Source organism: Actinomadura verrucosospora (genome assembly GCF_039540335.1).
GTDB lineage: Bacteria > Actinomycetota > Actinomycetes > Streptosporangiales > Streptosporangiaceae > Spirillospora > Spirillospora verrucosospora.
Genome location: NZ_BAABEV010000031.1, coordinates 52,846 through 72,140 on the forward strand (window position 1 = coordinate 52,846; position 19,295 = coordinate 72,140).

Annotated in this window: 14 protein-coding genes; 7 read left to right on the forward strand and 7 right to left on the reverse strand. The window is 70.4% G+C overall.

Annotated elements, in window-relative coordinates:
* The first annotated feature begins 14 nt into the window (after positions 1 to 14).
* Complete coding sequence (mca, locus tag ABD944_RS28355; RefSeq protein WP_345181865.1) at positions 15 to 1,991, forward strand: mycothiol conjugate amidase Mca; 1,977 nt, start codon at positions 15 to 17, stop codon at positions 1,989 to 1,991.
* 95 nt (positions 1,992 to 2,086) lie between these two features.
* On the opposite strand, the gene ABD944_RS28360 is transcribed toward mca, so the two are convergent.
* On the reverse strand, positions 2,087 to 3,106 hold the full coding sequence (locus ABD944_RS28360) for an aldo/keto reductase (RefSeq protein ID WP_345181867.1): 1,020 nt from the start codon (positions 3,104 to 3,106) through the stop codon (positions 2,087 to 2,089).
* 165 nt (positions 3,107 to 3,271) lie between these two features.
* On the opposite strand from ABD944_RS28360, the gene ABD944_RS28365 reads away from it, so the two are divergent.
* Positions 3,272 to 4,105: a helix-turn-helix domain-containing protein gene (locus ABD944_RS28365; protein ID WP_345181868.1), complete on the forward strand. Its 834-nt coding sequence runs from the start codon at positions 3,272 to 3,274 to the stop codon at positions 4,103 to 4,105.
* A gap of 47 nt (positions 4,106 to 4,152) precedes the next feature.
* Here ABD944_RS28365 and ABD944_RS28370 read toward each other — a convergent pair whose 3' ends face one another.
* Both ABD944_RS28370 and ABD944_RS28375 read right to left on the reverse strand, forming a co-directional pair.
* Positions 4,153 to 4,713: a GNAT family N-acetyltransferase gene (locus tag ABD944_RS28370; protein WP_345181870.1), complete on the reverse strand. Its 561-nt coding sequence runs from the start codon at positions 4,711 to 4,713 to the stop codon at positions 4,153 to 4,155.
* Between the two features lie 230 nt (positions 4,714 to 4,943).
* Positions 4,944 to 5,594, reverse strand: coding sequence for a TetR/AcrR family transcriptional regulator (locus tag ABD944_RS28375; protein ID WP_345181872.1), 651 nt, complete (start codon positions 5,592 to 5,594; stop codon positions 4,944 to 4,946).
* 124 nt (positions 5,595 to 5,718) lie between these two features.
* On the opposite strand from ABD944_RS28375, the gene ABD944_RS28380 reads away from it, so the two are divergent.
* On the forward strand, positions 5,719 to 6,255 hold the full coding sequence (locus ABD944_RS28380) for a dihydrofolate reductase family protein (RefSeq protein ID WP_345181874.1): 537 nt from the start codon (positions 5,719 to 5,721) through the stop codon (positions 6,253 to 6,255).
* Positions 6,256 to 6,658: 403 nt separating this feature from the next.
* Here the strand turns inward: ABD944_RS28380 and ABD944_RS28385 are convergent, their stop codons facing one another.
* Positions 6,659 to 7,345, reverse strand: a complete 687-nt coding sequence (locus ABD944_RS28385) for a TetR/AcrR family transcriptional regulator (protein ID WP_345181876.1) — start codon at positions 7,343 to 7,345, stop codon at positions 6,659 to 6,661.
* Between the two features lie 208 nt (positions 7,346 to 7,553).
* Between ABD944_RS28385 and ABD944_RS28390 the strand changes: the two genes are divergently transcribed.
* Positions 7,554 to 8,135: a DUF308 domain-containing protein gene (locus ABD944_RS28390; protein ID WP_345181878.1), complete on the forward strand. Its 582-nt coding sequence runs from the start codon at positions 7,554 to 7,556 to the stop codon at positions 8,133 to 8,135.
* A gap of 179 nt (positions 8,136 to 8,314) precedes the next feature.
* Here ABD944_RS28390 and ABD944_RS28395 read toward each other — a convergent pair whose 3' ends face one another.
* Positions 8,315 to 9,265 carry a LysR substrate-binding domain-containing protein gene (locus tag ABD944_RS28395; RefSeq protein WP_345181880.1) on the reverse strand — a complete coding sequence of 317 codons (951 nt, stop codon included), beginning with the start codon at positions 9,263 to 9,265 and terminating at the stop codon, positions 8,315 to 8,317.
* Between the two features lie 10 nt (positions 9,266 to 9,275).
* Positions 9,276 to 10,232, reverse strand: coding sequence for a DMT family transporter (locus ABD944_RS28400; RefSeq protein ID WP_345181882.1), 957 nt, complete (start codon positions 10,230 to 10,232; stop codon positions 9,276 to 9,278).
* Between the two features lie 427 nt (positions 10,233 to 10,659).
* Between ABD944_RS28400 and ABD944_RS28405 the strand changes: the two genes are divergently transcribed.
* The 3 genes from ABD944_RS28405 (at position 10,660) to ABD944_RS28415 (ending at position 17,089) form a co-directional block, all read left to right on the forward strand.
* On the forward strand, positions 10,660 to 11,652 hold the full coding sequence (locus ABD944_RS28405; protein ID WP_345181884.1) for a hypothetical protein: 993 nt from the start codon (positions 10,660 to 10,662) through the stop codon (positions 11,650 to 11,652).
* A gap of 139 nt (positions 11,653 to 11,791) precedes the next feature.
* Positions 11,792 to 15,460 carry an nSTAND1 domain-containing NTPase gene (locus ABD944_RS28410; RefSeq protein ID WP_345181886.1) on the forward strand — a complete coding sequence of 1,223 codons (3,669 nt, stop codon included), beginning with the start codon at positions 11,792 to 11,794 and terminating at the stop codon, positions 15,458 to 15,460.
* Between the two features lie 345 nt (positions 15,461 to 15,805).
* Positions 15,806 to 17,089, forward strand: coding sequence for a DMT family transporter (locus tag ABD944_RS28415; protein WP_345181888.1), 1,284 nt, complete (start codon positions 15,806 to 15,808; stop codon positions 17,087 to 17,089).
* 1,141 nt (positions 17,090 to 18,230) lie between these two features.
* On the opposite strand, the gene ABD944_RS28420 is transcribed toward ABD944_RS28415, so the two are convergent.
* Positions 18,231 to 19,253 (reverse strand): tyrosine-type recombinase/integrase, encoded by a 1,023-nt coding sequence (locus ABD944_RS28420; RefSeq protein WP_345181890.1) that lies wholly within the window; start codon positions 19,251 to 19,253, stop codon positions 18,231 to 18,233.
* Between the last annotated feature and the right edge of the window lie 42 nt (positions 19,254 to 19,295).

The window sequence follows — 19,295 nt, forward strand, 5'->3', positions numbered from 1 at the left end:
AACCGTTGCGCCTGATGAGCGTGCACGCCCACCCCGACGACGAGTCGAGCAAGGGCGCCGCGACCCTCGCCAAATACGCCGCCGAGGGCGCGGACGTCCTGGTGGTCACCTGCACCGGCGGCGAGCGCGGCACCGTGCTCAACCCCGCCATGGACCGGCCCGAGGTGCGCGAGAACCTCGCCGCGATCCGGCGGGCCGAGATGGAGGCCGCCCGGGACGTCCTCGGCGTCCGGCAGCGATTCCTCGGCTTCGTCGACTCCGGGCTGCCGGCGGCGGGCGAGCCGCTCCCGGAGGGCTGCTTCGCCCTCGCCCCGCTGCAGGCGGCCGCCGGACGGCTGGTGGCGCTGATCCGCGAGTTCCGCCCGCACGTCATCGTCACCTACGACGAAACCGGAGGCTATCCGCACCCCGACCACCTCAGAACCCATGAAGTGACCGTCGCGGCGTTCGAGGCGGCAGGCGAAGCCGACCGGTTTCCCGGCACCGGGCAGCCCTGGCAGCCGCTCAAGCTCTACTACCACGGGGCCCTGTCCAAGGCCTGGTTCCAGACCATGCACGACGCGATGACCGCCCGCGGCATCGATTCGGGCATGCAGGCCGTCCTGGCCGAATTCCCCGCTGACGTCCCCGCGCCGCAGTTCACCACCCAGGTGCCTTGCGCGGAGTACTTCGGCGTCAGGGACCGGGCGCTGCTCGCACACGCCACCCAGATCGACCCGAACGCCGGCCTCATGCTGCACGACCGCGACGTCGAGCGGGAGGTCTGGCCCACCGAGGACTACCACCTTGCCCGCTCCCATGTAGAGACCTCCCTCCCCGAGAACGACCTGTTCTCCGGCCTGCGTCCCCGCAAGGTGCTGATCTCTGGCGGCGGGGTCGCGGGCTCGACGGTCGCCTACTGGCTCCGGCATCACGGATTCGCCCCGACCGTCGTCGAACAGGCCCCCGCCCTGCGGCAGGGCGGCCAGGCCGTCGACTTCCGCGGCCCTGCGCTGACCGTGCTGGAGCGGATGGGCCTGCTGGAGCAGGTGAAGGAACGTGACACCGGCATCGGCGACTGCACCGTCGTGGACGCCGAGGGAACGCCGTACGCCGTCATGCCGTCGATCCTGTACGCCGGTGAGCTGGAGGTCCTCGTCGACGAACTGATCGAGATCCTGTACGGCAGGGCCGTACAGGCCGGGGTCGAGTACCGCTTCGGCGACTCGATCACCGCACTGGAACCGGACGAGGACGGGGTGAGCGTCACCTTCGAGCACGCGCCCCCGGAGCGCTTCGACCTGGTGATCGGTGCGGACGGCGCTCACTCGGCGGTGCGCCGGCTGGCGTTCGGTCCCGAGGAGGACTTCGCCCACTACCTGGGTTGCTACTACGGCTACTGGGAGACCGGCAACCACCTCGGCCTCGACCACGAAGGGATGGCCACCGGCGATGGTGAGACAGCAGCGCTGAGCATCTTCAGCGTCAAGAACAACGCGGCCGCTCGGGTGGGCCTGCTGTTCAAGTCCGACGAGCTCCTGGCCTACGGCCGGCGCGACATCGAAGCGCACAAGAGGATCCTCCGGCAGCGGGCCGCCCACCTCGGCTGGCAGACGCCCGCCCTGCTGGAGAAACTGGACACCACCCGTGACCTCTACTTCGACGCCATGACCCAGATCCGCATGGAGACCTGGTCCAAGGGCCGCATCGTGCTCGTCGGCGACGCCGCCCACTGCGCCGCCCCCACCTCCGGACGCGGCACCTCCCAGGCACTGATCGGTGCGTACGTCCTGGCCGGCGAGCTCGCCACCGCGGACGGCGACCACAAAGCGGCCTTCACCGCCTACGAATCGGCCCTGCGCGAGCATGTCGCGCGCAACCAGGAGATCGGCGTCCACGGCAGCCAGTACGTCTTCGCCCAGCCCACGCAAGAGATGTTCGACGCCATGGCCGCCCAGCTCACCGAGCCGTCCGACGAGCCCGACGCCGACCTGTCACTGAAGACCTACTAAAAGCTGCTGGCCAAGCGTTCGCCGTCCGGGCTGAACGCCACCGCGTACACCGTGTTGGACCACCTCCCGGGGCAGCCGCCGCCTGGCCTCCGGGGTCAGGCCGCCGACCGGAGCCCGGCGGGACGACGCCGGAGAGCGGGGTCGAGCAATGCCGGGGGCTTGTACTCCTGGTCGAGCGCGCTGACCTCGGTGCCCGGCGGGACGATCTTGTCGATCCGGCCGAGGATGTCGTCGGACAGTTCGACGTCGGCGCCGGCCAGAAGGTCGTCGAGGTGTTCCATGGTGCGCGGGCCGAGGAGCGCGGCGGTGACGCCCGGGTGGGCGATGGCGAACGCCATGGCCAGGTGGGTCATGGGCAGGCCGGCCTCCTCGGCGAGCGGGATGAGATGTTCGACGACGTCGATGCGGCGCTCGTCGGTGAGGTGGCGGGAGAACTGGACGCGTTTGAGGTCGTTCTCACCGCCCTTGCGCACCCGGCCGGTCAGCAGGCCCTGGCCGAATGGACCCCACACCATGACCCCCATGCCGTACTCCTGCGCCAGCGGCAGGACCTCCCGTTCGATGCCGCGGTTCAGGATGGAGTACGGCGGCTGCTCGGTGCGGAACCGCTGCAGGCCGGCGCGTTCGGCGGCCCACTGAGCCTGGACGATCACCGAGGCGGGCGTCGTCGAGGAACCGATCACGCGCACCTTGCCGGCCCCGACGAGGTCGGTCAGAACGGCAAGGGTCTCCTCCAGGTCGGTTTCCGGGTCAGGTCGCTGGAGCTGATAAATGTCGATGTAGTCGGTGCCGAGCCGGCGCAGGGAGTTCTCGACGGCGGTGGTGATCCAGCGGCGTGAGGCACCCTGCTGGTTGACGCCCTCGCCCATGGGCATGCCGACCTTGGTGGCCAGGACCACCTCGTCGCGGCGGCCCTTGAGGGCCTTTCCGACGATGTCCTCGGAGTCGGCGTAGCGGTCGGCGGTATCGATGAGGTTGATCCCGGCGTCCATCGCCTTGTGGATGATCCGGACCGACTCGTCCGGGTCGTTGCCCATCTGGCTGGCGAACATCAACGTGCCGAGTGCGTAGGGGCTGACCTTGATCCCGGTTCGCCCGAGGTTGCGATACTTCATGAACGTGCTCCTTCGGTCCCGACCGGCGAGTGGATCCCGGCCGGCCACCGCCCGTCGGCCGGTACATCCACCTTCCGCGGACCTGCGGGCATCAACCAGTACCCGCCGCAGCCAGTGGACCCGGAGTACCACGACGGGACGCGGCCGACTGCCCATACTGGGGAGATGACCGGATCCACGGATCTTGGCAGGGCCCTGCACGCCTGGCGGGATCGCACGAAACCGGCCGAGGCCGGCCTGCCGGACGACGGACGCCGGCGCGCGCCGGGCCTGCGGCGTGAGGAGCTCGCCCTGCTCACCGGCTTGTCCGTCGACTACATCGTGCGGCTCGAACAGAGCAGGTCGACGAATCCGTCCCCCCAAGTACTGTCCGCGCTGGCTCGGGCGTTGCGGCTGACGACGGCGGAGCGTGAGCACCTCTTCGTGCTCGCCGGTCAGGCGGTGCCGGGCCCCGGACAGATTTCCGACCATGTGCCAGCCGGCGTGCAGCGCCTGCTGGATCGGCTGACCGGCACACCGCTGAGCGTGTACGACGCCGCATGGAACCTCATCACGTGGAACCGGTTGTGGGCCGCGCTGTTCGGCAACCCGCCCGCGGCGCGCGGCTTCGGGAGAAATGCGGTGTGGTGGTCCTTCGTGGAACCGCCGGCCGGATACCCCCAGGCCATGAGCAGGGAGACGGGTAACCGCGCCGCCTTCATGTCCGACTTGAGAGCGGCGGCGGCTCGCTATCCGAAGGATGCCGGACTGGCCGCACTGATCGATGAGCTCCGTGCCCGGAGCGGTGACTTCGCGGCGCTGTGGGACTCCGGCGTGGTAGGTGTGCACGAGCCCCTGACCAAGACGATCCGGCACGCGAGCGTCGGCGAACTCACCCTCGACTGCGACATCCTCGCGGCGCTCGGCAGCGATCTGCGGATCATGGCCTTCACCGTGGCGGAGGGCAGCGAGACCGCCGAGCGGCTGCGGCTACTGGAGGTCGTCGGCATCCCGGTCTGACGGGCGCCGGAACGGACAATGGATTTGGCAGGCCCATCACGGGGCGGCTACTCGCCTGGCAGAGCTTTCATCCCGCCACCCGTCGCCTGGACGCGGTCGGTCAACTCGTCGGCTAGGAGGTCCAGGAGGAGGCCGTCGTGCCACGTGCCGTCGATGTCGCGTTCGTATTGGCGCATGACGCCGACCGGACGGAAGCCGACCTTCTCGTAGCAGCGGATGGCGGCGGCGTTGGAGGCGGCCGGGTCGATGGTGATCCGGTGGTGGCCGTGGTCGTCGAACAGATGCCTGGCGAGAGTGCGGATCGCGTCGGCCCCCAGGCCGCGACCGTGCACTGACGGGTCGAGGTAGATGTCGATGCCGGCATGGCGGTAGTCGGGGTCCTGCTCGGCGTGCCACTGGATCAGGCCGACGGTCCGGCCTTCGTGTTCGATGACCAGTTTCCCGGTGTCAGGTTCGGCGAGCTCGCGGGTCACCTCGGCTACCAGGTCGGTTCCACCTCGCCACCACCGGCGGACCTCCGGCCTCGCGCGAATCGCCGCCAGCGCGGGCACATCGTCCATCGTCGCCGGACGCAACGTCACCGACTCACCGAGAAGGGGCTCGCTCATGGGCCGACGATATCCGCGGCACCGTTCCCCCGGCACCTGATGCCGATCCCGCACCACCCGCCGCACGCCCACACCCGCGAGCGGCGGATCGTCTCGGCGAGCTCACGGCGGCCGCCGAGACGATCTGCACGCGGCTCCCTTCGCCGAGGATTCCGGTGGCTCCCCAATCCCTGCCGCTTTCCTGAGTCCTCGGGCGTCGCTAGACCGACACCCGAGGACGTTTCAGCCGCTCAGGACGCGCGGTAGGCGGCGGCGAAGGCGCGAACGGCGGTGTCGGCGTAGTGGTCGAGTTCGGCTGGCGCGAAATGGACGTCCTCACCGCAGAACATGACCTTGTTGACCGGGATCGAGACGACCAGCCAGGTGAAATGGTTGGCCGCGAGGACGGGGTCTTCGATCCGCAGCAGTCCGCGGTGGGTCAGTTGCTCGAAGGACGATGCCAGCGCGGCGTGCACTCGCTCGGGGCCTGCCTCGAAGTAGGCACGGCCGAGTTCGGGGAAGCGACCGGCTTCGGCGATGACCAGGCGACGCACGCGCAGGTGTGAGGGTTGCGTGATGGCGTGGACGAACTGGCGCGCGACCGCCGTCAGGGTGGTCTCGACGTCATCGGTGATCGCCAGCTCCCCCAGGGCGGCCTGGAAGAGCTCATCGATGCCGCCCAGGCGATCGAGAACGATCTGCTCGAACAGCTTCTCCTTGCGCCCGAAGTGCTTGTAGATCGTCTGCTTCGACGCTCCAGCCACCGAGGCGATCTCGTCGGTCTTCGCGCCGACGTAGCCGTCGCGCAGGAACACCTCCATCGCCGCATCCATGATCCGGCGCCGCGTCTGCGCGGCGAGATCCTCCCCGGCGCCCGCCCGCGGAGGTTCGGCTTTCGGCATCGTCGCTTCTCCTGGTTCTGCTCTGCCAAAACGAACATTGACTCTGTCCGAACAGTACCGTACGGTACCGTACCGCCGGGCAGTACCGTACGGTACGGTTCACCCCTTAGGCGAGGAGAATCCAATGCGCAAGATCATCAGTAGCCTGTTCGTGTCGCTGGACGGCGTGGCAGAGGCCCCCGACACCTGGCACTTCCCGTACTTCAACGACGAGATGGGCAACGCAGTCGGTGGGGCCATGGCCGGCTGTGACGCGATGCTGCTCGGGCGTGTCCAGTACGAGGAGTTCGCCGCCTACTGGCCCACCAGCCAGGACGAGTTCGCCGGCTTCATGAACGACCAGAAGAAGTACGTGGTCACCCACACGCTCACCGAAGCCACCTGGAACAACACCGAGATCATCAGTGGTGACGTGGCCGCCGGGCTCCACGCGCTCAAGAGCTCCGAGGGCAAGGACATCGCCGTCACCGGCAGCCTCACCCTCGTGAGGTCCCTGCTGGAGACGGGGCTTCTGGACCGGCTGCAGCTGTTCGTCCACCCCATCGTCGTCGGCAAGGGCGCCCGCTGGTTCGACGGCCTCGACACCATCAAGCTGAACCTGACCACATCCGAAACCTTCACCACCGGCGTGATCAACCAGATCTACACCCCGGCCGCCTGAGACGAACCGACTCTCAGCTGGCAGCCACCGTGGTCGGGACCCCGGCCACAGAGCCCGCCAGCTGAGAGTCAGCTTTCTGGGCTCATCACACAGAGCTGCCTTGGGGCTGCCTTGGGGCCGGTGGCACGGACTCGAGCCCTGGACCACTCTGACAGGGAAATATCGCCGCTTTCGGTTCCGGGCGGCGGCCATTCATTTCACGCGGTGGGGCTGGCCAGCGGAAAGCCGCTGGCACGGCCCGCAAGCGAACCTCGGAGCGCACGCCGACCGCCCTCCATCACCTCCGGAACATCAGCGCTTGACTCGCGCCTGGCAGCTTCGGGAAGTATCGGCCCGAGGCTGCAGGATGCCCCCTGCGTCACGCGACCGGACGAAACTCGGTTGCTGCGAGGCGGGCGAGTGCTCAGTGGAGCATGGTGAGGAGACCCTCAACGCCGCGTTTGAACGCGCCACCGACGCTCTCGACGCCGTCGAGGTGGGCGCCGGTCATGGCGCCGTCGCGCATCATGACGAAGTGCCTTGCGGCGTGCTCTGGCTTGCCGCGTCGCGGTGAGCCCCCGAAAACCTGCGTGAACAGTTCCGTAAGGGTGGTCACGTACCAGGCCCGGTGATCGAGGACCACCTGCCGCACGGGGTCGTCGGGGTCGGGGTACTCGTTGGCGGCATTGAGGAAAGCGCATCCGCGGAACTCTGGTCTGGCCAGGTCGGCGGCGACGGCGGCGCCGATCGCGCGCAGCGCGTCGGCCGGCGACGGCGCGGCCTCGATGGCTGCCTGCGTGTCAGCGCGGATGTGGGCGTCGACGCCGCGGAGGTAGGCGAGTACGAGGTCTTCCTTCGACGGGAAGTGCCGGTAGAACGTCGCTCGCGTGGCCGGGGCCTCGGCGAGGATCCGCTCGACCCCGACCGCTCGGATTCCCTCCCGATAGAACAGGGCGCTGGCCGTGGACAGCAGCCGTTCCCGGGCCTCAGACCGCCCCTGCCTCCCCGTGCCGCTGTTCTGGCCGTCGTGCGCGGGACGGATCGGTGTAGCCATGTCTCGACCGTAGCAGAAAGAACGATCGGTCTTGCATTCGTGGGCGACGTCTGCCAAGCTCGGCCATGCAAGAGAGAACAGTCTTTCTACCTAGATGTGCCGCGCCGGACCGCGACGCGTCCAGCTCGTGACAGGCCGCCCCACCGCGCGGAGGAACGCCGTGGGCTGGGGTTCGTCGAGGACGACCGTCGCGGCCGCCGCAGCCCGGTCGGCCGACGGCCAGGTTCGTCCCGCGCTGATCCACCCCGAATGAAGGGAATTCGTCATGACCATCACCGCCCCGGCTGCGACCGGTGTCGCAGCGGCACTCCGGCGGCTCTACCTCGTGCGTTTCGGGTTCGCCCTCGTCTGGGCGGCCTTGCTGTTCCCGACCGCGTCGAGCATCAACCCGCTGACCGCGGCGCTGATCGTGCTGTACCCGGCGTTCGACGTGGCGGCCGCCGTCATCGATGCCCGCTCCGCGCGCGTCAACGCGAGCGACGGATCCGCGAACGGCTCCGTCCCAGGTCTCTACGTCAACGTCGCGATCAGCACCCTTACCGCCGTCCTGCTCGCCGTCGCCCTCACCTCCGGGGTGCCGGCCGTCCTGCGAGTCTGGGGCGCATGGGCCGTCGTGGCCGGCATCGTGCAGCTCGTCGTGGCCGTCCGACGGCGCCGCATGGGAGGACAGTGGGCGATGATCGCCAGCGGGGCGATCTCGGTGCTGGCCGGCACGTCGTTCTTCCTCATGGCGTCGAGCGCAGACGCCTCCCTGGCCAACGTGGCCGGCTACGCCCTGCTCGGCGGCATCTTCTTCCTCGTCTCCGCACTACGCCTCGGACGGAGCGACAACCAGGGTCACGAGTGAGAGGAACTGACATAACCGACCACACCCGGGCTACCGGCTCTTAGCTGAGAACGATCACGTTCAGGGTGTGAGCGTGCCGACCCGGTTCTCGTACTCGCGGCGGGCCCAGCGCTGAGCCGGGACAGTGCCCGGACCGTCTCGTCAAGCCGTTTGACGGCGCCTGTCCCTCGGCCACGCGGTCAGGTCTGATCCGGCTGATGAGCGGGGCCATGCTGGGCAGCCGCCTGTTCAAGGAGCGTGCGGAACAGATGTACGGCCGGGTTGCGGGCAGTGCCGAAGCGGACGACGTTGAAGATGGTGCGGGTGACCGGCGCGAGCAGGGGATGCAGGCTGACCCCGTCGTGACGTTCGGGGATGGCCAGGCGGGGGGCCAGGGCGACCCCGGCGTCCACGGCGACGAGGGCCACCAGCACCGAGAAGTCGCTGCTGCGGACCCGGATGTCCGGGACGAATCCCGCCGCGCCGCAGGCCCGCTGGATCATCTCGTAACAGGACGCCTCGGGACCGGGGGTGAGCCACGGGGCGTCGGCAAGCCGAGCGAGGTCCGCCGGCTGACCAGGAGAGAGCCCGAGACTGCGGGCACGATCCGAGTGCAGGCACAGCAGCACAGGGTCATCCATGAGGACGTCCTGCCGACTGTTCTGCGGGAAGTTACGGGGCAGCACCGAGTAGCTGTGGGCCAGGACCACGTCGGCGCGGTGCTTCTGCAGAGCCTCCAGCGCCTGGTCGGGTTCCTGCTCGTCGAGCCGGAGGGTGAGCGTGGGCGCCGACTCGTCCTCATGCTGGGCGAGTAGTCGGTACACGCGGGGCAGCAGGGTGCGTGCGGCGGAGGCGAAGGCGGCCACGCGCAGCACCCCGTGATGCCCGCCCCGCAGGGCGGCCAGGTCGGACTCCGCGGCGGCGAGGTCGCCGAGGATCACCTCGGCGTGCGCCACGAGGAGTTCCCCCGCCGGGGTCAGGCACAGCGTGCGCCCCCGCTTCTCGACCACCGGCACGCCGGCCTCGCGCTCCAGCACAGCCAGCTGCTGCGACACGGCCGGGCCGGTCAGATGCAGCGCGTCGGCCGTGGCGGCGATCGTCCCGTACGCGGCCAGGTGCTGCAGCATGCGCAGCCGTCGCACATCAAGCATGGAGACCTCTTCAGTGGCGTTGCGGTGTCGTCCGAGGGTCGGGGCCGACGTGGGCGGAGGCGGCCGGAGGGCGTGCAGTCGCATACGCTGCCGGCCCGTGCCTTCTGGTCCTACGGCGGTTGATCAGGACGACCCCGGCCACGGTGACCGCGCCTCCCGCCAGTTCGAGAGGAAGAGGTTTCTCGCCCAGCCAGACAAACGAGACCACCAGGGCCACCGGCGGGACCAGGTACAAGGCCGCGGTGGAGGCGGCCAGAGGTAGGCGCGCCACCGCGTACCCCCAGATCACGAACCCGAGTGCGGAAGGCAGTAGACCAAGGAAGACCGCCGACCACAGAGCGTCTGGCGGGGCGCCGGCAGTTGCTTTCGCCGCGCCGGGTGCTAGGGGCAGGGCGAAGACGGTGCCCGCGACCATTGCGTAGGTGGCCACCTCCAGTCCGCCGTAGTACCTGAGCAGCGGCTTGCTGGCGAAGTGGTACACGCCCTGGACGACGGCTGCGGCCAGCACCACCAGCGAGGCCGCGCTGAAGCCGGCATACCCCCTGGCCAAGGTGACGACCGCGGTGCCCGCGATGGCGATCAAGCTGCCGAAGACGACGTTCCGGGTGAGGGGCTCGGACAGGAACGCACTGGCCAGAAGCACGCTGAACACGGGTGCGATCGCGATCAGAAGACTGGCCGTGCCGGCCGCGACGTGCACCTCTCCCCAGTTGAGAAGGACCTGATAGGCGGTCATGCCGGTCAAGCCGCACAACGCGATCAACGGCAGGTCCCGCCTGCGCGGCAGGCGCACACCCGCGAACGGGGACATGGCCAGCAGCGCCACGGCGGCGACCGCGAGCCGCAGGAAGGACAGCGCGGCCAGACCAAGCCCCGCCACGCCCACCCGGATGGCAGGGAAGGCGCAGGCCCACAGCACGACAGTGCCCGCCAGGGCGAAGAACTCGGGCGCGGATCGCTTTCTCACCCCCTCAACGTGACACCCCACAAGAAGAAGTTCCATTTAGCATAAGTTCGCAAACCAGGTAGTTTTCCTTACGCGCCGCATCTACCTGCGGAAACGCTTCCGGCGCGGCCAGAGGACGGCGCTCGCCAGTGCGCTGGCCAACCATGATCGTTCTCAGTGCCAACCGCCAGCCGCCGCCCAGGGCAACTGCACCTGTGGGGGCGGGATGGTGTCGAGATGCCTCGCGTCAGTCCACCAGGCAGGCGTTCGACTCGGTGTTTCCCATGGTTCCCCCGGTCTCCGAGATTCCCTCCGATCTGGCTTGTGCCGACGGGGTGTTCGGACTTGTTCGGTTATCCCCCGTGAGGGTTCCCGCGCTGGTCATGGGCCGCTGCAATGGCGGGGCCGGCGCCCGTGCGCCGGACGGCACCAGCGAAATGGGAGAGACATGAGAACGAGGAAGAGGGCCCTCGCGGCCTTGGCGGGCGCGGTGGCTCTGGCCGGGTCGTTGCTCGGCGTCGGGTCGGCGGCCGCCGAGGCCTTGGAGGAGCACTTCTGCGACCCGGGGGCCAGACAGGACATCCTCCTGACGTTCAAGACCGGCGCCGACGACCTGCGCGGCGACAACTGGCTCGGCGACTCCAACCTGGCGATCACCGTCGTGCTGCGGAACAAACCGGCGTTCCGCATCGAGAACGTCAACCGCGGCAAGAACTGGGGCGGCGGCGAGGTCAGTCCCGTCCGGATCTGCCTGGACAGCCACGGGATGGTCGCCGACGAAGTCAGCGGCCTGCGCCTGGAGGTTGTCAACGACCCGTTCGGCGTCTTCGACAACTGGAACATGGACCGTGTACAGGCGGTGACCCGCTCGTTCACCCTCGGCGCATTCCAGACGGTCTCCAGCGTCGACCTGTCGGGCGCACCCCTGCACCGCTTCGACGGCAACTACCCGACGTGGGACCTTCAGGTCGAGGACCTGTTCAACGGCGGCTTCGAGTTCGACCGGCCGCTCAACGGCGACCCGCGTCCGCCGGTCTCCTCCCCCTGGTTCACCGAGGGCCCCGACTGGAAGGGCGTCGACGTCGGCCTGAACAACATGCTCACCGGCAGGAACAACGCGTTCGTGTTTTCCACCGCCTCCAACTGGAACGCGATCCTGCAGACGGTGCCGGTGTCCCCCAACGCCCACTACGAGCTCACCGGCTGGCTCCGCACCTCCGACAAGGTCAACACCGGGTTCTTCGGCGCCCGGCTCGCCGGGACGTGGCCGCCGCCCGGCGAGGTGCACTTCGGGCCGATCAAGAAGGACTACGTCCAGCTCACATCGGTCTTCCGCACGACGACCCAGACCCAGGCCACCGTCTTCGCCGGGCTCTGGGGAGTCGGCAACGGCGCCGAGTGGATCCAGGTCGACGAGGTGAAGCTCCGCCGAATCCCGTGATCGGGGCGGGCACGTCCGGCGAGGGCCCGCGCCCTGGCCGGACGTGCCCTTTCCCGGCCGCAACCGGCAACTCCGCTTATCGATGCGTGCTCGCGCGATTACGCTCATCTCGGCGCACTCCCCCACCGAGGCGGTGTTCTTGCCCACGGAGCCACCACCCGACCGAGTCCCGCGGAACCGAACCGAATTCGCCGAGGCGCTCTCGCTGCTCCGCGAGCGCGCCGGGCTCACCATCCGGGACGTCTCCCGCGCCACCGCGATCCCGGTGGCGACGCTCGGCGGCTACTTCTCCGGCCGTCACCTGCCCACCCAGCAGAACCTGCGCACGATCCTGACCGTCTGCGGCGCCACCGGTCCCGAGCCGTGGACGGACGCTCTTGCCGTGCTCCGTCGGGCTCCCGGGCCGCGGGCGGCGAACGCCGAAGCGCCCTATCCCGGTCTGGCAGCCTTCCAGCCGGCCGACGTCCGCTGGTTCCACGGCAGGGAACGGCTGACCGGCGACCTGCTGGAGCGGGTCCTTGGCCTGGCCGCCGCGGGCGGCGGGACGCTGGCCGTCGTCGGGCCGTCGGGTTCGGGGAAGTCGTCGCTGCTCGGCGCGGGACTCGTCGCCGCGCTGAGCTCGGACCGGCGGCTCCCACCCGTCCGGATGACACCTGGCAGGGATCCGGCCGCCGCCCTGCGCGCGCTGTGCCTCGACGATCCGTGCTGCCTGGTCGTCGACCAGTTCGAGGAGGTCTTCACCCAGTGTGAGGACGAGGCCGGGCGTCACGCGTTCGTCGCCGGCCTCACCGGCGGCGGAGTACCCGCCGGGTCGGTCGTCGTCGTGGCGCTCCGCGCCGACTTCTACGGCGAGGCGCTGGCCTGCCCTCCGCTGGCCGAGGTGCTGCGCGCGGGGCAGCTCCTGATCACTCCGATGAACGAGACGGAGGTGCGGGGCGCGGTCCTCGGCCCGGCCCGCGAGGCCGCGCTGGACGTCGAGGACGGCCTGGTCGAGCTGGTGCTGCGGGACTTGGCTCCGGCCGAGCTCGACACCGCCGCCGCGCACGATCCCGGTGCGCTCCCGTTGCTGTCCCACGCGCTGCGCACGGCGTGGGAGCACGGCAACCGCAAGCGGCTCACCGTCGCCGACTACACCGCAGGAGGCGGGATCCATGGCGCGATCGCCAAGTCCGCGGAGGCGGTGTACGAGACGTTCGACGGACCGGAGGGCGAGCTGGTCAAGGCGCTCTTCCTCCAGCTCGTGCGGATCTCCGGTCCCAGGGCGGCGACCCGGCACCGGATCCCGAGCGCCGACGTCGACGGGCTCGCCGACGTCGCGGCCCCCTTCGTCGCCGCACGGCTGCTGACCCGGGACCGCGACGGCCTGCAGATCACCCATGAGGCGCTGATCCGCTGCTGGCCGCGGCTGTCGGAGTGGATCGAGCTCGACCGCGACCGGCTGCTGTTCGGCCAGCGCCTCGCGGAGGCCGCGCAGGAATGGGAACGCGAGCCCGGCGACGACGCGCTCCTCTACCAGGGCCTGCGCCTGGCGGAGGCGCGGGCGTGGGTGGAGGTTGCCGCACCGGGCGCGGTGCCGTCACGGGTGCGGGAGTTCGTCGTGGCGGGCGCGCGGCGTGAACGCGCCCGGATCCGCCGGCTCTACCGCCTCGTCGCGTTCCTGAGCGTCCTCGTGCTGGTGACCGCCGTGACGAGCCTCGTCGCGCTGCGGGCGACGGGCACCGTGTCCCGTCAGCGTGACGACGCGCTCTCGGCAAAGGTCGCCAATGAGGCGACGTCGCTGCGGGCGGCCGATCCGGCGCTGGCCGCGCAGCTGTCTCTCGCGGCGTTCCGGCTCGCCCCGACGACCGAGGCGCGCGGCAGCCTGCTCAGCGGATACGCGGCGCCGTACGCGGTCCAGATGTCCGGCCATACGGGCGCCGTCTACCAGATCCAGTACAGCCCCGACGGCAGGACGCTGGCGAGCGCGAGCCTGGACGGCACTGTCCGGCTGTGGAACCTCGCGGACCCGCGCAATCCCGCGCCGCTGACCGTGTTGACCGGCCACTCCGCCGCGGTGACGGCCGCGGTGTTCAGCCCGGACGGCCGCACCCTCGCGACCACCGGAGACGACCGGACGGTCCGGCTGTGGAACGTCGCCGACCCGGCCCGACCAGCGCCGCTCGTGACGCTGCGGGGCCACTCCGACGGCGTCCGGGCGCTCGCCTTCGCCGCTGACGGCCGCACCCTCGCGTCCGGCGGATACGACCGGACGGTCCGGCTGTGGAACGTCGCCGACCCCGCACGGGCGAAGCCGCTCGCGGTGCTGACCGGTGCGGGCGCGGGGGTGAGCGCCCTGGCCTTCAGCCCCGACGCGCGCGTCCTCGTCGCCGGGGCCTACGAGAAGAACGCGCACGTCTGGGACGTCTCGGCGCCCGGCCGGCCGCGCCGCCTGCCCGAGCTGAAGGGAAACTCCGACCGGATCCTGAGCGTCGCGTTCAGCCCGGACGGCGGCGTCCTGTCGGCCAGCGGTTTCGACGGTCTCGTTCACCTGTGGGCGGTCTCCGGAACGCGCATCGACCACGTCGCCGGCCTGCAGGGCCACACGAGCGGCGTCAGCGGCGCGTCCTTCGCCGGCCGGACGCTCGCCACCGGCTCCTACGACCACTCGATCCGCCTCTGGGACACGACGGATCCCCGGCGGCCGAGCGCCCCGGTCGTCCTGGAGGGCCCTTCCGACACCGTCTACTCGCTGGACTTCTCCCCGGACGGCCTGACCCTGGCGAGCGCGGGCGCCGACGACACGATCCGCCTGTGGGACCTGCGCCGCCCGATCCTCGGCGGCAACAACGGCGAGGTCGACTCACTCGCCTTCAGCCCCGACCGGAGGCTGCTGGCCATCGGCAGCTACCAGGCGTTCCGACTCTGGGACGTCACCGATCCGCACGTCCCACGCGCCGTCGCGTCGGTCGGCGGCCTCGGCGACCATGTGCAGTCGGTCGCCTTCAGCCCCGACTCCCGGCGGCTAGCGGCCGGTGACCTCGACGGGACGGTCGGCGTCTACGACGTGGCCGCTCCGGCCCGTCCCCGGCTCGCCATCACACTCCGTCCGGGCCGCGGCAACGTGTTCGCCGTAGCGTTCGCGCCCGATGGACGGCATCTGGCCATAGCCGGAGAGGATTCCGACGTCACCGTCTGGGCCTCCGACGCGCCACAGAGCCCGCCCGCCGTGCTGCGCGGCCACGCCTCCGGCGTCCAGGCGCTCGCCTACTCACCGAACGGCCGGCTCCTCGCCACGGCCGGCGCTGATCATACCGTCCAGCTCTGGGACACCCGGGGCAACTCCAGGACCGCGACCCTGAAGGGCCACGCCAACGGCGTGAACGCCGTTGCCTTTTCCCCGGACGGCCGGCTCCTCGCCAGCGGCGCCGCCGACCGCACCACGATCCTCTGGGACATCACCGACGCCCGCCGGCCGCACGAGGTCCACCGCCTGAGCACGGGCTCCGACGCCGTCTACTCGGTGGCCTTCAGCCCTGACGGCCGGCTCCTCGCAACGGCCGGCTCCGACGGGGCCACCGCGCTGTGGACGCTCGGGACGGAACCCGTCCGGTCTGCGCTGCTCACCGGACATCGCGGGACGGTCTACGCGGTCGCCTTCTCACCCGCCATGCCCTACCTGGCGACCGGCGGCGCCGACTACACCGCCCGCCTGTGGACCACCGACACCGCGGCCGCCTCCCTCTGTCCCCTCGGCCCACCGCGCATCGCCGAACCCACATGGCGCTCCCACTTCCCCGGCATCCCGTACCGCCCCCCATGCCGAAGTTGACCGTGCTGTGCGCACGTGTGACGTTCAACGTCCAACGGCGATAGCGAGCCAGTTCGGGCTACAGGAGGACAACCTGGCAGTTTTCCGTCCGGCCAGACCGTGGTGCTGTCACCCGCCACCAACACTCAGGGCGGCGTAGCCCCGCCGACATCGGGTGCCGTTGCCAGGGGTGACGCTTGAGCAGCGTCGGCCACCGTTAGACGAACCGAACATCTCGCCGACGAACCGTGAGATTGATAACGGTTGTCATTATTGGCTCGTCCTGGACTGTACTCGTTGTGGGCAGAGGCTGCCCGCCGCCCGGCTCTGCGCCGGGGAGACAAGACAAACAAGAGAGGCTTGCTCATGTCCAAGGTGCGATTGCCTGGGAACGGCACGCTGCGGGGGGTCGTCATCGGCCTGCTGGGGTTGCTGTTCTGTGTGGCGGGGGACGCGTTCTCCGCCCTTGGCGCCGAAGATGAGAAGCAGTTCCCCTTCGCGCCGGGCGCGCTCGGCGCGATCTTCGGTGGACTGTTCCTCGCGGGGTACGCCGCGCTCAGGTTCGGTCTGGAGGTGCGGCCGTTCCGCGCCAACGGCGCGGTCGCCGAAGTGTTCCGCCGGGAGCGTGCCTCGGCACGGTCGGCCCGGTGGCCGATCGGGTGCGTGGCGGTGGCGAACGTGTTCTATCTGCCGCTGCTGGTCGCTGCGACTCAGCGGGTGGGTAGTTTCGCCACGGTGATCGCGATCGCGTTCTGCGGCCCGCTGCTGGTGGCGGTGTGGGGCTCGGTGCGCGAGTCCCGCTACGCCGCGGTGCTCTGGCCGGTGCTCGCCGGCGCGGGCCTGTGGATCATGTCGCTGCAGGAGGAGGCGCACACCGACTGGCTCGGTTACGCCTTCGCCGCCGCGGCCGCGGCGTGTTTCGCCGTCAACATCAGCGCGATGGAGAAGCTGGAGGAGCGGGGCGCCGAAACGGTCGGCCTGGCCTTGGCCGGTCTGCTGACCATCCCGGGCGCGGCCAGCTGGCTGGTGATCTCGGGGGGTCTGGAATGGCTCCAGCCCCGCATCATCGGGCTGGCCGTACTCACCGGCCTGCTCACGGTGGCCGTTGCTCCGGTGCTGGAGGCGCGGGCCATCGGCTACCTCGGCAAGGAGAAGTTCGGTGTGCTGGCCGCCGGTGAGCCGATCATGGGCCTGCCGGTCGGGCTGCTGCTGCTGGGGGAAGTCCCCGGTTGGTTCGTGGCCACCGGAGTGGTGATCCTCGCGGTGGCCATCGCGGCCAACACCACTGAACTGGACAGGCCGCTGGTCCGGCGGCTGTTCGCCATGCGGTCCGGCGGGCTGCCGCACGGACATCACCTCGCCGCCGAGGCCGTGATTCCTTCGGGAGGTGCGGCCCCCGCGGCGGCCGGCACCGTGCCCGCCGACATGGCCGGTGGTGTGCCAACCCCAACTGATGCCCGGCGATCGTCCTTGGCGGTCACCGGGGCTCGGCAGCCGGAGGCACCGGCCTCCGGCACGGCCGACAGCCACTGGCTGGAGGTGGCGGCCGTACTGTGGCCGCTGGTCCAGCGCGGCAACACCGAAGCCGCCACCCTGCTCACCTCGGTGCTGCAACCGGTGGCGGACCGTATCCAGATCACGAAACGGTGATCCCCACATGAACCGCGGCGGGGAGGCAAGTGCCTCCCCGCCGTTCCCATGCCACCAGCCTCGACCAAGGTGCTCGACGTTCTAGAACTGTATTTCTTGGTTGGATGGCCCACGGTCAGGCATTACCACGGCTGTGAGGGTTGTCGTTGTGGTTCTGATCCAGCCGCGGGCCAGTTGATTATTGGGGCGTTCGAAGTGGTCGATGCCGTCGAGGTGAGCTTGAGCCGCGGCTTTGGCGCGGGTGTGCTCGGGCGGTGGTGAACTCGCCACGGGCGAGGCAGCGCCGAGCGGCGCACATGGTCATCTAAGGCGGGGGCTGGAGCCGATACGGCGGCCTCGGCGATCTGGCTGACCACCGCCTGGCTGCTGGACGTCGCCGATGACGCCCCGCCCGGAACCGAGCGGGCCAAGATCCGGGTGGACGCCGTGCGCACCGGCCCTTGCCGCCAGCGGCGGGGGCGCCACGGTCGGGCTGATGCTGCCGTTCCGGCGGCAGCGGCACGCCGAGCTGGCGACCGCGCTGGGGCAGTTGAACGCGGCCAAGCGGCGGATCACTGAGCTGTACAACGCCGCCGCCGAGCAGCTCGGCTCCGACAAGGCCCCCGTCCGCCTCACCGCGCTGTACACCCGAGAACGGCTGGCCAACGACAACGAGCGGCACCGGCAGACCATCATCAACATCATCTGCGCCGACCTGCGCATGCCCTACACCTCACCCCCGACCGACCGCCCCGACCTCCAGGAAGAAAACCGGGAACGGGCACGCCGCAACGCCGCCCGCTACCGCGCCGTCCGCGACAACCGGCCCTTTCCCTTCGAACCCGCACCCCACAGCCCAGACCCCCGCGAGGAACACCAAGTCCGCCTCACCGCTGTGGCATCGGGGGCGGGAGCTGCCGGGCGAGCAGCTAGGCGTGGGCGGTCTTCGGCTCCTCCGACACCAGCTTGTAGCCGGTGCGGCGCGGTCGTCCGGCGCTTGGTGCCGTCTGGGTGCAGCGCCTTGGTCAGCATCGAGCGGCGGTGCCGACTGGGTGGCCGCGTTCGCGCTCGCCGTTCCGTCGACCTTGCTGGCCTCGCCGGTCCTGGCTGTCGCGGTGGTGGTCGCGACAATCGGCCCCGCCGGCGAATCGTGAACCAGACGTCATCGGCGGCGGGACAGCAGGCCGCTGGCCAGGTAGGCGGCGTGCCCGTCCATCTGGACCCCGGCGCGGTCGTAGCGCTGAAGGGTGGCCAGGGACGCGTGCCCGGTCAACTCCTGGATCTTGTTCGGGGGGACACCGGCGGCGCTGAGCAAGGTGACGACGGTCGCGCGGAGGACGTGCGGGGTCAACTGCCCGGGGCGCAGGTCGACGGCGCGGGCGGCGCGGCGCAGCGCGGTGGTGACCCGGCCCCGGTTCCACGGCCGCCCGTCGGGGTGCTGCAACAGGAACTCGTGGTCGGCGCGGCCGTGCAGGAGCGGCTCGACCAGCAGCCGCACCCGAGGCACGACCGGCACCGGGAGGACCCTTCCTCCTTTGACACGGAACCGGGCGACGAAATGCCCCCCGTCCCAGGTGAACGCCGACACCGGCATGGCCTCGAGTTCCCCGGTGCGCAGCCCGATGTTCAACAGCAGCGCGACCGCGGCGGCATCCAGGGGACGGTCTCCGGCGATCGCCTCGGCGCCGTCCATCAGGTCGGAGGCCTCGTGCTCGGCCAACGCGGGCGTCATCCCGATCCTGGGAGTCTCCGGCGGGTCGACGAACACGGCCGGGTCGTAGTCGATGACGTGCCGGCGCAACGCGTAGGCGTACAGCGACCGCAGCGCCGAGATGCGCTGCGCGGCGGTGGCCGCGCCGAGCGGGCGCCCGCCCTTCAGCAGCTGCGCGGCATGACCGGTGCCGGTGAGGATCTGGTCCTTGTAGGCGACCAGGACGTCCTCGGTGACCTCCCACAGCCCGGCGCCGGGCACCGCGATCTCCAGCCACCGAAGGAACGCCGCCAAGCAGTGCAGGTAGCCGCGGCGGGTGGCGACGGTGTTGCGGGACTGAAGCCACGCCGCGACGGTCGGCCACTCCTGCCCGGCAGGCGGCCGGGACAGCCGGTCGACCAGGTCGACGTTCGCCGCCGGGACCTCTCCCTCACCGCGGCGTCGCCGCGGCGACAAGCCGGGGATGTCCCCCACCGTGATCAGTCTCGGCGCCGGTGCGGGCGCCTGCCGGGGCCT

What these genes read in the sequence shown, in the direction of transcription:
- mca (WP_345181865.1), top strand. Translation starts at nt 15, where the DNA reads ATGAGCGTGCACGCCCACCCCGACGACGAGTCGAGCAAGGGCGCCGCG.
- ABD944_RS28360 (WP_345181867.1), bottom strand. Translation starts at nt 3,106, where the DNA reads ATGAAGTATCGCAACCTCGGGCGAACCGGGATCAAGGTCAGCCCCTAC.
- ABD944_RS28365 (WP_345181868.1), top strand. Translation starts at nt 3,272, where the DNA reads ATGACCGGATCCACGGATCTTGGCAGGGCCCTGCACGCCTGGCGGGAT.
- ABD944_RS28370 (WP_345181870.1), bottom strand. Translation starts at nt 4,713, where the DNA reads ATGAGCGAGCCCCTTCTCGGTGAGTCGGTGACGTTGCGTCCGGCGACG.
- ABD944_RS28375 (WP_345181872.1), bottom strand. Translation starts at nt 5,594, where the DNA reads ATGCCGAAAGCCGAACCTCCGCGGGCGGGCGCCGGGGAGGATCTCGCC.
- ABD944_RS28380 (WP_345181874.1), top strand. Translation starts at nt 5,719, where the DNA reads ATGCGCAAGATCATCAGTAGCCTGTTCGTGTCGCTGGACGGCGTGGCA.
- ABD944_RS28390 (WP_345181878.1), top strand. Translation starts at nt 7,554, where the DNA reads ATGACCATCACCGCCCCGGCTGCGACCGGTGTCGCAGCGGCACTCCGG.
- ABD944_RS28395 (WP_345181880.1), bottom strand. Translation starts at nt 9,265, where the DNA reads ATGCTTGATGTGCGACGGCTGCGCATGCTGCAGCACCTGGCCGCGTAC.
- ABD944_RS28405 (WP_345181884.1), top strand. Translation starts at nt 10,660, where the DNA reads ATGAGAACGAGGAAGAGGGCCCTCGCGGCCTTGGCGGGCGCGGTGGCT.
- ABD944_RS28415 (WP_345181888.1), top strand. Translation starts at nt 15,806, where the DNA reads ATGTCCAAGGTGCGATTGCCTGGGAACGGCACGCTGCGGGGGGTCGTC.